Origin of the sequence: Streptomyces sp. NPDC058663 (genome assembly GCF_042716745.1) — a bacterium.
Lineage (GTDB): Bacteria > Actinomycetota > Actinomycetes > Streptomycetales > Streptomycetaceae > Streptomyces.
Genome location: NZ_JBHXRV010000020.1, coordinates 1 through 12,347 on the forward strand (window position 1 = coordinate 1; position 12,347 = coordinate 12,347).

The following is a 12,347-nucleotide window of genomic DNA, read 5'->3' on the forward strand; positions in this document are numbered from 1 at the left end:
GCTCAGCTTCGCCGTCATGTCCTCGGCGATCATCTCCGCAGCAGCCTGGAGAATCTTCTCGCGTGTTTCCATGCCTCCCGCTCTCCTTCGCTTTCCCACAGCCCTCCCACTGTACTAGCACGCCGTACTAGCACAGTGTGCTAGCTTCTCTAACACGCCGTACTAGTGGGGTGGCTCGGCTTCGGCTGAGGACGCAGAGGGGCAGGACATGACCTGGAAGCAGTGGGCCGCATCGAAGCGCCTCAAGCCGGGAGACGGCAGGGAACTGCAACGGTTCCGCTGGTGGCAGCTCCCCCAGCGCTCCCTGTTCTGGCTACGGCTCCCCGGCGACGGCGGGCACGCCCGCCTGCACGCCGTCGACGTACGGCACTGGGCGCGAGGGGACAGCGGCACGATCCGGGCGCATCTGTTCCTGAACGGCAGGCATGTGGCCGAGTCGAAACTGCCCGCCCTCTTCCCTGTCGACGGGGTGTCATCGAGGTGGCGAGGAGCAACTACGGCCTCAGGCGCTGCCACTACCGCCCCACGGGCGGGCAGCCGCGTCAGCTCACGCCCGACCCGGCCTCGGCGGAGGGACGGCGGGCACGCTTCGGCGCCCGCCATCCGGGACTGAGCCGGGCGATCGGCATCGGATCGGTGCTCCTCCTTGCCCTCGGTGTGGGCCTGAACCTGTTGCAGCTCGCCGAACCCGTCTCTCACATTCCTCCCGTCACACAGCGGTTCGGAACGTTCGACTCACCGATACACCTGCCGATCTGGCTGAACCTCGCACTGGGGGCCGGGGCCGTTCTGGCGAGCATGGAGCGCGCGCTCCGCCTGCGTTACTCCCCTCTGCTCGACATGGCCGGTCACTGACCCCTCGTTCCGGGCACGGCACGACCACGTCAGTCCTCTCCGGCCCACTCCCTGCGCCACCAGCAGGCCTCTCCGGCCCACTCCCTGCGCCACCAGCAGGCCTCTCCGGCCCACTCCCTGCGCCACCAGCAGGCCTCTCCGGCCCACTGCCTGCGCCACCAGCAGGCCTCTCCGGCCCACTGCCCGCGCCACCGGCACGCCCCCCCATACGGAATGACACACGTACGACGGAAGGAAGATCAGCATGATCCAGTCGAGGTCAAGGCCCGCCGTCCGGTACGGGGCGGCGTTCGCCGCAGCCCTCATGGCCCTGGCCGGGTGTTCGTCCGGCGCGCGCAGCACGTCCGCAGCGGGCACGTCGGCCGCGGCCCCCTCCCCGGGCCCGCTCACCTGGAGGACGTGCGGGAAGAACCTGGAATGCACCACGATCGAGGTGCCGCAGGAATACACCGACCCTGACGGCGCGCAGCTCCCGCTCGCGGTCATGCGGCACCGGGCCACCGACCGCGGCGACCGCATCGGCAGCCTGATCTTCAACCCGGGCGGGCCCGGGGTTCCCGCCACCGAAACACTGCGCGATCTGCCCAGAACAGCTGGTACCCCCGGAGCCTTCACCCCCGCGGTGCTCGCCGGATTCGACATCATCGCGGTGGACCCGCGCGGTACCGGCGGATCGCGGGCCGTCCGCTGCCTGACCGACAAGCAGCGCGCTGCCGCCGGCACCTCCTTCGACCCGGCAGTCCCTGGGGGCAAACCCCTGCCGCGGCTGCTGACCGATGCCACTGCGTTCACCGACGGCTGCGTCAAACACCAGAGCAAGGAGTTCCTCGCCAGCCTGTCCACCGACAACGTGGCCCGCGACATCGACCGCGTTCGCGCCGCGCTCGGCGAGGACAAGATCACGTACTACGGCCTGTCGTACGGCACCGTGGTCGGCCCCATGTACGCCACCCTGTTCCCCCACCGCGTCCGCCAGATGGTGCTCGACGCACCCGTCGACACCCACCTGTGGTTCGGCAACTCCCTCACCTTCCTCCACGACGTCGCTCTGGCAAGCGAACGGACGCTCAACGCCTGGTTCAAGACCTGCCGCACCGAAGGGACCACAGCCTGCCCGTTCGGAGCGGGAGACCCGCAGGCGGCGTTCGACACACTGATCAACACCCTGGAAGCGAAGCCGCTGAAGATCCCACCCGCCAAGGGCGCAGCACCGGGCCGTGAACTCGACGGCGCCATGGCCCTCGAGACCACCCGGGCCCTGGCCGGCGACCAGCACACCTGGCCGCTGCTGACCTCGGCACTGCTGGCCGCCCAGGACGGCAACGCCGCACCCCTGTACACCCTGTGGAGCAGCGTCACGGTGTCCCCCTTCCCCGTCCCTACCGCGATGTTCGAAGCCCACACGGCGGTACGCTGCGCCGACTGGCAGACCCCCGCCGGCATCGCCGCCCACAAGGCCGCAGCCACCAAGGCCGCTACCGGGGCCAGGCGGATCGGGAACCGGGCCGCCTACTCCGCCCTGAACTGCGCCCGGTGGCCCGCACCGAACAAGGACCGCTTCACCAAGCCTCTCACCGGCACCGGCATCCCCCCGGCACTGGTGGTCGCGGGCCGACTGGACCCCGTCACCCCCCACCACTGGGCCGAGCACATGACCCGGACCCTGGACTCCGCGGTCCTGCTCACACGTGAAGGAGTCGGACACGGCTCCTACGGCACCAACTCGTGCGTGAACAGCGCCGTTGACGCCTTCCTCCTCCGCGGCGCCCACCCCGCCGACGGCACCGTATGCAAGGCAGAAACGCCCGCCACCACCCGCCCCCTCGTCCTCGCGAACCGTTGAGGACGGCCGGTCTGCGCCCGCGTACGCATACGCGCCCCTGACCGCCGAGCGACCGGACCAGGACGGCACCGCCCTTCCGGGAAACGGCGCGGGCACCGGTTCCACCGTTTCCACCGTCGATCGCGTCGAGCAGCGGTTCGTAGTGGGGCGGCCGCAGCGCCGGAACGCGGGACCCGTGTGGAGCGGCTGCGCCCCGCAGCATCCGGTTGCGTCCGCGCCCCCGGAAAGCCTTGCCTTCGGCTGACACCACATGCTGCTGCGCGCGACTCCAGGACCGGCGGCCCGGTGGGGTCGAGGGCCGTCGACTCCAGGACCGGCGGGGCCCGGGTGGGGTCGAGTGCCGTGAGTGGCTGGCTCAGCTCAGCTCCGCTCAGGCATCGTCGGCCGTTCGCGCGGCGCTCCTGCGGCGGTACACCGCGGTGCCGAAGACCACGAGGAGCACAGTGGCGACCCCGCCGACAGCGGCGGCCGTGTTCTCGGCGAACAGCCGCGCCAGCACCTTCAGCGCGCCGACCCCCACCGTCGCGTACACCAGCGCCCACGCCGCTCCGCCCAGGAACAGGGCGGGAAGGTAGCGCGGCAGCGGCATCCGCATGGTGCCCGCGATGAAGTTGGCGGCGGTCTGGAACCCGACCGTCAGGAACGAGACGGCCACCACGGGCGCGCCCCATCGCTGGATCGAGCGTTCCACCCGCTGGAACTTGGGCCCGGACATCCGCTCGGCGAACCTGCCGCGCCTCGCCCCGGCGTGGGCGAGCCGTCCGACGGCGTACGTCCCTCCGGCCCTCAGCAGGACGATCACGTAGAGCCCGGCCGCCGTGAGCAGGACCTCACCCATGACGCGTCGCCCTAGGGGCCGAATGCTGCATAGCGGCCCTCCTGGGACCCGGAATCACCGTCAGCTGACACTCCAAGGTTAAGCGAACGTTTGTACCCCGAAAGGCGGGGGCCCGGCGGCAGGCCGGCGACCGGCGGGGCGGGCCACCTGTTCCGACTGCGTCGACGCTTTCGACGAGCGCAGGCCTGACGCGCTGCGAAGGGAGAGGCAGCAGGCTTCCCTGCCGTCGATCGGGCCCGAGGATCCGGTGGCGGGGGCGTGGGACTGCGCTGGGCAAGCCGGAAGTAGCAAGCGGTGGTGGTGTGCGGAGGCGTGCGCCCCTCCGCACGCATGGCTGTGCTCCCAGTTGCCATCGAGCGCCCTCTCGAGCGCACCGTGCACGGCAGGTGTCGGCGTCCGTACCGCCCCGGGCGGTCAGGGCGCGTCGACCAGCAGGCGGCCCTCGTCCTGGGTGTGCGCGGCGGCGCGGACGGCATAGGCGGAGTCGACTCGAGCCCGTTCGGTCGCGTTGGGAACGGAGTTCTTGCAGCTGGTACCGGCGCTGGAACCGGACATCAGTTGTGAGCACGGCCCGGGCTTGGTGTCCGGCAGGCCGAGATTGTGGCCGAGCTCGTGGGCTGCGATGCGTGTCTTGTCATGGCCCTCGGTAACCGCGAGGTTGCCGAGTTCCACCCGGGCCCGGCCACCGGGACGCACTGGACCCAGTGTGGCCTGCGGCCAGCCGTTGGTGGCTACGATCTGAATCTCGGCGCGGGTGCCCGGCCTGGCCTTCGCCAGCTTCACCTTGCTGGTGTTCGCGTTCCAGGAAGCGACTCCGGCCGTAATGGCGGCTTCCCAGCCACCGGCCCGGGTGTCGTCGTAGTAGAGGGTCGTGACTGCGGAGACGCTCGGTGCAGCAGTTGCGGGCGCAGGCGCGGCGTGCGCGGCGGGCACCGCCAGGAAAGTGAGGGCTGCGGCGGTGCCGACGGCGGTAAACCACTTCGAGCGGGGCATAGCTGTCCCTTCATCGGGTTGGTCTCTGCGAGAGGGGGCCGGGCCGGTGACACGGGTTGCGGAGAGCTACTCCTCCCGGAAGGAGCGATCACCAATCTTTGTCGATGCGCTGTCAACTCCTGGTGGGGAGTGTGGGGCACCACGCCGACTTTCGCCAATGTCAGTTGGTCATAACACCCATGGATGCACCCGAGACCCGCGCGGTGGACAGCGAGCCCTTCACCCCGCCCGGAGAGGCAGCCCGGCTCGCTCTCCCCGTTGTCGCCGTCTCCTTGGAGGAGGGCGAGCGTCCTTCCCCGTGCCCACCGCTGTGCCGATGTACCGGGGTCGTCGTAGAGCTGCGACGCCAGGACTCGACGGCCGACCAGGCCAAAGGCACCTGTACGAAGGTGCAGCAGCCGCTACCTTCAGCTGCTCCCCGGGAGGCTGGGGATGTGAACGCGCCGTTCACTCCGTCCCTCGCTCTCCAGCATCGCTGAAACCCCTCTCACCTGGGCAGCCCTCACCCTCACGGCCCGCCGCGTCACCCGCTGACAACACGTGATGCGTCTCCGCAGCCCTACAGACCGATGACGACCGGCCTTTCGGGAGCCCCTTGAGCAATCAGCTCGTCCAGAACCTGGGCCGAACAGCTCCGGCCCTTGGTGATCGGCGATCTCGTTCAACCCCCACCATCGGAACGATGTGAGGTGCTCGGCAGCAAGGTCACCCGCCGACAGGCTGCCTGCCGGCTCGAACACTTCAGCACGCACCAGGAAATAGTCGTTGATGACACCGTCATAGCCTGGCGCATACTCGGGCCCGATGAGCCGCTGGTGCCATACGTGCCGCAAAAGACCTGTGACGACAAGGCCGACCTCCTCGACCAGTTCGCGTCTCAGCGCCGAGTCCGCCGACTCCCCCTCCTCGATCCCACCCCCGGGGGTAATCCAGACCACCGCACTTGGAAGCACACACCGGCACAGCAGAATGCGGCCCTCCTCGTCCAGGACGACCGCACGCGCCGAGTGACGCAAGTTCAGTGAAGACATGAGCGAACATTACGCGCAGCTCGAGTGGCCGGCCTGGTCGTCCTGTCGGTGTCGACGTCGCGCGGGTGGGGGCACGGGGACTTCAGCCGGGAGTGCGGGTGGCCGGCCGGAGTATCTGGCCGGCGGCCAGCTCGCGGTAGACGGAGCTTGAGGTGAGGAGTTCCTCGTGGCGACCGCAGGCGACGGCCGTGCCCTTGTCCAGGACGATGATGCGATCGGCGTGCTGAACGGTGGACAGACGGTGCGCGATGACCAGTACGGCGCATTCCTGGGCCGCGTCGCGCATCACGGTGGTGAGGGCGGTTTCGTTGACGGCGTCCAGGTGGGAGGTCGGCTCGTCCAGCAGCAGGAGGGCGGGCCGGGCCAGAAGGGCACGGGCCAGCGCGACTCTTTGGCGCTCGCCTCCGGAGAGGGTGCCGCCGCGTTCGCCGAGCATCCCCGACAGTCCGCCGGGCAGGCGTTTGACGACGTCGGTGAGCTGGGCGAGTTCGACCACGCGCTGGATTTCCGCCTCGGAGGCGTGGGGTTGGGCATAGGTGATGTTGGCGCGCAGCGTGCCGTGGACGACGTGCGTGTTCTGGTCGACGATCGCGATGCGTGACCGGCATTCCGCGCGGCTCAGCTCGGAGGCGGGCCGGCCGTCGAAGAGCAGGACGCCGCCATCGGGTTCGTAGAATCTGGCCACCAGGGCGAAGATCGTGCTCTTGCCCGCCCCCGAGCGGCCGACCAGGGCTGTCTGACTCCGGTGCGGGGCGCTGAGGGAGATGCCGCGCAGCACAGGCCGGGCCGGGTCGTACCCGAAGGTGAGGTCGCGCAGAGCAAGGGCCGGCGTTTCCTGCACAGCGGTCTGCCGGGCGAGTTGCTGGGTGCGCGCAGTGTGCGCACCTGCGGCCGGCACGTGAGTCGGCGCGGGTTCGGCGGGCAGGGACAGCGCCTGCCCGATGCGCTGGTAGGCCCCCATGCCTCGCTGGATGAGGCCGATCGCGCGGAAGACCGAGGACAGCGGCAGGGCCAGGTACGAGGCATAGAGCAGGAAGGCGACCAGGTCGCCGAGAGAGTTGGCGTCTGTGCTCACCCGCAGGCCCCCGATGACCAGGACGATCAGGAAGGAGCCCTGGACAGCCAGTTCCACGGCCGGGCTCATCAGGGAGGCGAGTTTCGCAGTCCGCACACCGGCGCTGTACGCCGATTCGACGCATTCGCCGATGCGGGCGGCTTCTCGGTCCTCGGCGCGGTGCACCCGGACCATCGGCAGGGCGCCGAGCGCGCGTTCCAGGTCGGCTGCGATGGCGCCGATGGAGGTCTGCATGCGCTCGGAGGCGGCCCGGATGCCCTTCAGCAGCGCGGCGACGATCACGGCGGCGACAGCTACTGTGGCCGCGACCAGGAGGAGGAGCAGCGGGTCGATCCACAGCATGAGGAGGATCGCCCCGGCGGCGACGAGGGTGCCGGTGACGAGGTCGACCAGGGCCTGGGAGACCACTTCTCTGAGCAGCGTCGTGTCGGTGGTGACGCGGGAGATGAGGTCGGCGCTGCGGTGCTTGTCGTACTCCCGCATCTCGAGCCGGAGCAGGCGTCCCACCAGGCTGTGACGCAGTTGCCGTACGACGCCCTCGCCCATGCGTTCCAGCACGAAACGGCCCATCGCTCCGGTTGCCGCTTCGGTGACGAAAAGTGCGGCAAGGAGCAGCAGCAGGGGCCCCAGTACCTGTCCGCGTCCGCTCGCGTCCACGACCTGCTTCGCGACGAGCGGCTGGGCCAGGCCGAGGGCGGAGCCGACGAGTGTGAGGCCGGTGGCGATGAGGGCGGAGGTGCGGTGCCCGTCGGTCAGCCGGTACATGGTGGCGACGGCGGCGTGCGTGGAGCGGTCGCCTTCAGCGGTCGGCTGTGGAGGGTCCGCGGCGGTCCGGGTCATCGGCCCGATCGGCTCGTGGCAGCGACGGTGATGAGCCGGTTGAAGTAGTTGTCGGGTACCCCCTCGTCGACGGGGTGCCCGTCCACCTCGACCCAGGCGTGCGCGGTGAACGGTGGCACCACGCGCACCCCTGTGCACCAGGTCGGCCAGGTTCCTGTCAGGCGGCACAGCAGGGCTGCTCCCAGGGAACGGGGCAGACAGCCCTTCGGCCCTGCGCAGCGCAGGCTGACCGCGCACATGGCATCCCGTGCGTTCTTGGCCTGTACGCCGGTGGCCGGCCTGGCGCCGCGGCACGCGAGACCGAGCACGGTACGGATCCGGCGGGGTGGCAACAGGGCGAGCACGAAGGCGGGTACCAGGACGAGGCGGGCGGCCAGGCGCCGGGCGAAGGGGACTCCGGTGGGCCGATCCAGTGCGCTGGGGGTCGTCATTCTGCCAGCCCTGAGGTCCGCAGCTCCTGGATCAGGGCGGTGACGTCCTGCCTCGCCCGGGCGGCGTCGACGTCGAATTCCGCGGTGACGGCGGATACCGCTTCCGCCTCGTCGCCGCCCGCCATCAGCGTCTTGACCACCAGGGTGGCGGTGGGATTCAACTCGTAGTACTGCCCGCCGCGTTCGTCCAGAAGGACTGTGCCGTATTCGGTCTCCGCCGCGGAGACGTTGGCGCCGAACCGCAATGCCATGGTGTACGTACCTTTCCCGGGTGGGGTGCAGAGAACAGTTCAGGAACCGGCCTGCGCGGTGGGCTCGGGCGTGCGGGCCAGGCCGCGCAGCCACACTTCGGCTGCGATGGTGGAGTAGAGGATCGCATCGCGCAGTCCGGGTGTTCCCGGCCGCTGCGCGAGCCGGCGCAGCGCACCCCCGTCGACCAGTCCCCACTGCTCCAGCCGGGAGTCCTCCCACAGGGCCACCAGGTCGGCGCGGTGCTCGCGCAGTCCGTTGGCGGCGTCCATGGACGCGGCGGCCTTGTTGGTGCGCCGCAGGCACGGATCGGGCACGATCCCGCTCATCGCGGCGGTCAGCAGCGGTTTGTACTGCCAGGGTGTGACACGTTCGGCCGGGCGCACCGCCAGGCATGCCTCGATGACACGGTCGTCGAGGAACGGTGAGGCCATCGGCACGCCTGCCCGGGATGCCATGCCGTCCCACTGGCGCAGGATGCGCGTGCAGGAGCGGATCTGTTCGAGGTCGGCGTGCAGTCCGCGGTCCGGGTGCAACGCAACCGCGTTGGCCGCTGCCTCGCGCAGTACTCGCTGTGCTGCCCGTTCTGCGTCGGGGGTGACCCAGTCGAAGAGGCGTGGGGGCATGCCCCAGCCCAGGCTGGTGCTCACGGTGGTGGGCAGCGGGTCGCGCAGGCTACCGCTGGAGTCGGCGAGCCACTTGCCGTACGGTCGCGAGTCGGTCAGCGCCCGTACCGTGCCACCCAGCGGCCACTGCCACAGGGCACAAAAGCCGCGGAGTTGGCGGAGGGCGAACAGCGGCCGGGTCCGGGCCAGGCGGTGGTAGTAGGCCTCGGAGCACCAGGCCACATGGTCGCCGCCGATGCCGGTCAGATGCAGTCGGCTGCCGCGCTCGGCCAGGGCGGGCAGGTGGTGCAGGACCCGGGAGCGGTCCATGACGCCGATGGTCGGTTCGTCCAGCAGGTCGTCGATGCCGAGCAGGTCTTCGTAGACCAGTGGGGAGTCGTCGGCGTCCCACACCACGTGCTCGGCGTCCGGCATGGAACGGGCTGCCTGTTGGGCCCAGTACAGGTCGGTGTCGGCGGGGTCGCGGCCCGGCCAGGTGCTCGCCACCAGGTGCGCCGGTGAGCGGTCGGCCAGGAAGCAGATGGAGGTGGAGTCCAGGCCGCCGGACAGATCGGAGCTCACCATGCCGCCCTGCCGGGTACGGGCGTCGACCGCCGCGGCGAGGGCGTCGCGGACGAGGGGTGCACCGTCGGCGAGGGTGCGCGAGGGCTCCGGTGGTGTCCACCAGCGGGAGTGGCGTACGGTCCGGCCGTCCGCCGCGACGGTCAGCGCGTCCTGCGGGGATACGGCACTGATGCCGCGCCACATGGGCGCTTCGGTGAGCGGGTGGGGAACCGGCCACAGCAAGCGGACTGCCAGTTGCTCTTCGTCCAGCACGGCGCCGAGCGCCGCGGCCAGTACATCGGCACGGCTGGCAGCGACCTGCACACCCTCGACCATGGCGTGGAAGACCAGTCGGAGCCCGGAGGCTGTGCCCTGGACCCTGATCTGCCCGTCGTGGGCGGCGATGAGATGGAAACTCCCTGGAAGGGACCGGGCCAGGACATCGAGTTCGCCGAGGTGACGCAACCGTCCGGCGCGGCGCTCCAGTTCGGTGGTGTCGACCGGGCAGCACCCGATGACAGCGATACCGGTGCGGCCGGCGTGCGCGGTCGTGAGGTCGGTGTCGTGCCAGCGGCCGACGATCCAGGGTCGGCCCGAGGCGTGGGTGAGGGTACGGCTTCCGGGGCGGGAGAGGGAGCGGGCCACGGCGGCCGCGTCCTCACGGTCGGTGAAGACCGTGAAGTGCGCGTCGCCGGGGCCCGCCCCCGCACTCTCGTGCAGCTCAGTCATGATGTGTGGTCAGAACCGTTCGCCCGTCAGTTCTTGCTCAGGATCAGCCGGTCGTTGCCGGCGCGCCCCAGGAGGCCGGTCGTCTTCCGGAACGTCCCCAGCTTGGCGAGCGTGGGCGCTTCGTAAGCCTTCTTCATGACGTCTCCCTCATACAGGTTGACACGCCCGCCTCCCTGGCCGGCTGTGGACCGGAGACCGGCCCGCGGCCGCCCTGCCAAGGGCTTGTCGGAAGCCCGGAACGGGAGAGCGGGTGCACGTCCCAGCTATTCGCATGGACAGGTGCCGAGGCAAGACCGCCAGAGAAAATCGGACAATCCGCAGAATGCGCAGCCGGCCGGACGGCTGCATGGCGGGTCAGAGATTTCAGCCAAAAGGAAAGAGGGGGCGAGTGGGGTTCCTCGGGCGCAGAGAAACGTTTCCATCTGCACGTCCCAAAGCCAAAAATGTCTTTCCGTAAGGAGGTTCCACGGCGCGAACCGGCCGGAGCCGCCCGGGCGCACTCGCTCTCGTCACCGCGCTTCTCTCCCGGGCATCCCTGCCCGAATGTCTGGATGCAGGCGCATCGGCCGGTCAGGGGGAACAGCACCGGGCCGGCTCCACCGTCCCCAGCCGGCTGCCGGCTGCCGACGCACCGGTAGCCGTAACCGCAGTCGGCGTCGTCTAATATTCAAGCATATGGGGAGAAAATCAAAGGGCTCTCGATAACGAGGTAACGAGATGCGGGCCCGGGTAAGCATTGGCGAATGATGCGGGGTTGGGGGATCTGTCGTATGGACGAGAGTGGTTACTCGTTGCGCAAGGCAACGGCCGACGATGCGGGTTTCCTGGCGGACATGCTCGTGGTTGCTGTGAACTGGGATCCTGCCCGGGAGGCCGTCGAGCGCGAGCGTGTCCTGAGGGACCGGCAGACGGCGCGCTATGTCGAGGGCTGGCCCCGGCCGGGTGACCGCGGAGTCGTTGCGCTGGAGGCAGGTGGGCAACCGATCGGCGCGGCGTGGCTGCGACTGTTCAGCTGCCACGACCCCGGTTATGGGTTTGTGGCTCAGGACGTTCCTGAACTCTCCGTGGGCGTTCTCCCGTCGTGGCGAGGCAAGGGAGTGGGACGCGCGCTGTTGACTGCGGCTGCTCGGCAAGCGGCGGAACGCGGCGTCGCCCGGATCTGTCTGAGCGTCGAGCGGGCCAACCGTGCCCGCGGTCTCTATACCGCCGCGGGATTCACCACGGTTGCCTCGGGACCGGATTCCGACACGATGGTCATGGTCCTCTCCGACGGGTGAAGCCGGTCGTACACGATGTCTGCGGCGGCCCGCCCGGCGTGGCCATCTCGACAGGTCACCCAGCCCCTGGCCGAGCAGCGCCGGATGAGCGGAGAGGCGGAGGTCCGTGGCCTCGCTCCCGATGTTCCTGGTGTTCGGGCCGACGGAGCCGGGCTCCTCTCCTCCTGCGAACGCGCGGGGAGCCGTGCCGTGCCGTGCCGTGCCGTGCAGCGAAGTGCGGCCCCGCCTCCGGCCCACGGGGCTTGCGGGCATAATCGGCGGGTGCCGCGCCCGCGGCCGGTAGGGAAGGTCACCGTGATACGCAGGAACACCTCGACAGGCACGTCTCCCCGGCTGTTGGCCGCCGCCGGTGCCGCCGCACTCACGCTGCTCACGCTCACCGCGTGCGGCGGCACCACGCACGCAGGCCCCGGAACGGGACCGGCATCAGCGGGCGCCGGAACGGGACCGGCATCATCTGCGGCCGCCACCTCTTCTCCGTCGACGCCCGCTCCGGAGGCCACCGCCGCCAAGGCGGCACATGACCGGGCGTTCCCGGACGTGGCGGCCCGCTGCGACGGTGCCGGCGGTACGGCCCGGGCCACCGGGTCCGCGAAGCCTGTGCCAAGGGTCACCGATCCTGAGGCTGCCAAGTACGCCGAGAACCACGCCTTCAAGCAGCAGGCACGCCTGTCGCCGGAGGCGCTCTGCCGGGGCGAAGCCCATGCCCAGCGCATCAGGAAGGCACTTGTCGGTCCTGGCGCCAAGACCCCCGCGAACGAGGCGGCCCTGACCGCCGTCCTGGTCCGGCTCGGCTACGAGGCCGACTCCGGCACTGTCCACCGCACCGGCGGTTCCCTCGGCTTCTCCTCCTTCGTCCCCGTTCTCGGCCCGTGCGTCACCGGACGACTGGGCAGCCCGGCCACGTTCGAGGCCCACGGGGTGTACCTGGAAGGCGGCTGCACGGAACCCCGCGGCGGTCACTGAGGCCGGAAGACCGCGTGGAAGGACCATCTGGAAGGACCACGGTTCCGGCGG

Annotated in this window: 12 protein-coding genes; 4 read left to right on the top strand and 8 right to left on the bottom strand. The window is 70.1% G+C overall.

Features of this window, described 5'->3' with window-relative positions:
- The first annotated feature begins 480 nt into the window (after positions 1–480).
- Both ACFWVV_RS16450 and ACFWVV_RS16455 read left to right on the top strand, forming a co-directional pair.
- A complete protein-coding gene (locus ACFWVV_RS16450; RefSeq protein ID WP_384350181.1) occupies positions 481–855 on the top strand; it encodes a hypothetical protein in 375 nt (124 codons plus the stop codon).
- Between the two features lie 244 nt (positions 856–1,099).
- On the top strand, positions 1,100–2,698 hold the full coding sequence (locus tag ACFWVV_RS16455) for an alpha/beta hydrolase (protein WP_384350184.1): 1,599 nt from the start codon (positions 1,100–1,102) through the stop codon (positions 2,696–2,698).
- Between the two features lie 370 nt (positions 2,699–3,068).
- Here the strand turns inward: ACFWVV_RS16455 and ACFWVV_RS16460 are convergent, their stop codons facing one another.
- The 8 genes from ACFWVV_RS16460 to ACFWVV_RS16495 form a co-directional block, all read right to left on the bottom strand.
- On the bottom strand, positions 3,069–3,536 hold the full coding sequence (locus ACFWVV_RS16460) for a DedA family protein (RefSeq protein ID WP_384350187.1): 468 nt from the start codon (positions 3,534–3,536) through the stop codon (positions 3,069–3,071).
- A gap of 414 nt (positions 3,537–3,950) precedes the next feature.
- Positions 3,951–4,529 (bottom strand): snapalysin family zinc-dependent metalloprotease, encoded by a 579-nt coding sequence (locus ACFWVV_RS16465; protein WP_384350190.1) that lies wholly within the window; start codon positions 4,527–4,529, stop codon positions 3,951–3,953.
- A 407-nt stretch (positions 4,530–4,936) separates the two neighbouring features.
- A complete protein-coding gene (locus tag ACFWVV_RS16470) occupies positions 4,937–5,560 on the bottom strand; it encodes an NUDIX domain-containing protein (RefSeq protein WP_384350193.1) in 624 nt (207 codons plus the stop codon).
- Positions 5,561–5,642: 82 nt separating this feature from the next.
- Positions 5,643–7,475 carry an ABC transporter ATP-binding protein gene (locus ACFWVV_RS16475; protein WP_384350196.1) on the bottom strand — a complete coding sequence of 611 codons (1,833 nt, stop codon included), beginning with the start codon at positions 7,473–7,475 and terminating at the stop codon, positions 5,643–5,645.
- On the bottom strand, positions 7,472–7,906 hold the full coding sequence (locus ACFWVV_RS16480; protein WP_384350199.1) for a lasso peptide biosynthesis B2 protein: 435 nt from the start codon (positions 7,904–7,906) through the stop codon (positions 7,472–7,474). The genes ACFWVV_RS16475 and ACFWVV_RS16480 overlap by 4 nt, the downstream gene beginning before the upstream one ends.
- Positions 7,903–8,157, bottom strand: coding sequence for a lasso peptide biosynthesis PqqD family chaperone (locus ACFWVV_RS16485; protein ID WP_384350202.1), 255 nt, complete (start codon positions 8,155–8,157; stop codon positions 7,903–7,905). Before ACFWVV_RS16485 ends, ACFWVV_RS16480 begins: the two co-directional genes overlap by 4 nt.
- 39 nt (positions 8,158–8,196) lie before the next feature.
- Positions 8,197–10,053, bottom strand: coding sequence for a lasso peptide isopeptide bond-forming cyclase (locus ACFWVV_RS16490; protein WP_384350205.1), 1,857 nt, complete (start codon positions 10,051–10,053; stop codon positions 8,197–8,199).
- A gap of 26 nt (positions 10,054–10,079) precedes the next feature.
- On the bottom strand, positions 10,080–10,190 hold the full coding sequence (locus ACFWVV_RS16495) for a keywimysin-related RiPP (protein WP_384350208.1): 111 nt from the start codon (positions 10,188–10,190) through the stop codon (positions 10,080–10,082).
- Positions 10,191–10,823: 633 nt separating this feature from the next.
- On the opposite strand from ACFWVV_RS16495, the gene ACFWVV_RS16500 reads away from it, so the two are divergent.
- Both ACFWVV_RS16500 and ACFWVV_RS16505 read left to right on the top strand, forming a co-directional pair.
- On the top strand, positions 10,824–11,330 hold the full coding sequence (locus tag ACFWVV_RS16500) for a GNAT family N-acetyltransferase (RefSeq protein WP_384350211.1): 507 nt from the start codon (positions 10,824–10,826) through the stop codon (positions 11,328–11,330).
- 294 nt (positions 11,331–11,624) lie between these two features.
- Positions 11,625–12,296, top strand: coding sequence for a hypothetical protein (locus ACFWVV_RS16505; RefSeq protein WP_384350213.1), 672 nt, complete (start codon positions 11,625–11,627; stop codon positions 12,294–12,296).
- Positions 12,297–12,347: the final 51 nt, after the last annotated feature.

Bases quoted from the DNA above. Each gene is read 5' to 3' on its own strand.
- ACFWVV_RS16475 (WP_384350196.1), bottom strand. From the start codon at position 7,475: ATGACCCGGACCGCCGCGGACCCTCCACAGCCGACCGCTGAAGGCGAC.
- ACFWVV_RS16465 (WP_384350190.1), bottom strand. From the start codon at position 4,529: ATGCCCCGCTCGAAGTGGTTTACCGCCGTCGGCACCGCCGCAGCCCTC.
- ACFWVV_RS16495 (WP_384350208.1), bottom strand. From the start codon at position 10,190: ATGAAGAAGGCTTACGAAGCGCCCACGCTCGCCAAGCTGGGGACGTTC.
- ACFWVV_RS16460 (WP_384350187.1), bottom strand. From the start codon at position 3,536: ATGGGTGAGGTCCTGCTCACGGCGGCCGGGCTCTACGTGATCGTCCTG.
- ACFWVV_RS16485 (WP_384350202.1), bottom strand. From the start codon at position 8,157: ATGGCATTGCGGTTCGGCGCCAACGTCTCCGCGGCGGAGACCGAATAC.
- ACFWVV_RS16490 (WP_384350205.1), bottom strand. From the start codon at position 10,053: ATGACTGAGCTGCACGAGAGTGCGGGGGCGGGCCCCGGCGACGCGCAC.
- ACFWVV_RS16480 (WP_384350199.1), bottom strand. From the start codon at position 7,906: ATGACGACCCCCAGCGCACTGGATCGGCCCACCGGAGTCCCCTTCGCC.
- ACFWVV_RS16500 (WP_384350211.1), top strand. From the start codon at position 10,824: ATGGACGAGAGTGGTTACTCGTTGCGCAAGGCAACGGCCGACGATGCG.
- ACFWVV_RS16470 (WP_384350193.1), bottom strand. From the start codon at position 5,560: ATGTCTTCACTGAACTTGCGTCACTCGGCGCGTGCGGTCGTCCTGGAC.
- ACFWVV_RS16455 (WP_384350184.1), top strand. From the start codon at position 1,100: ATGATCCAGTCGAGGTCAAGGCCCGCCGTCCGGTACGGGGCGGCGTTC.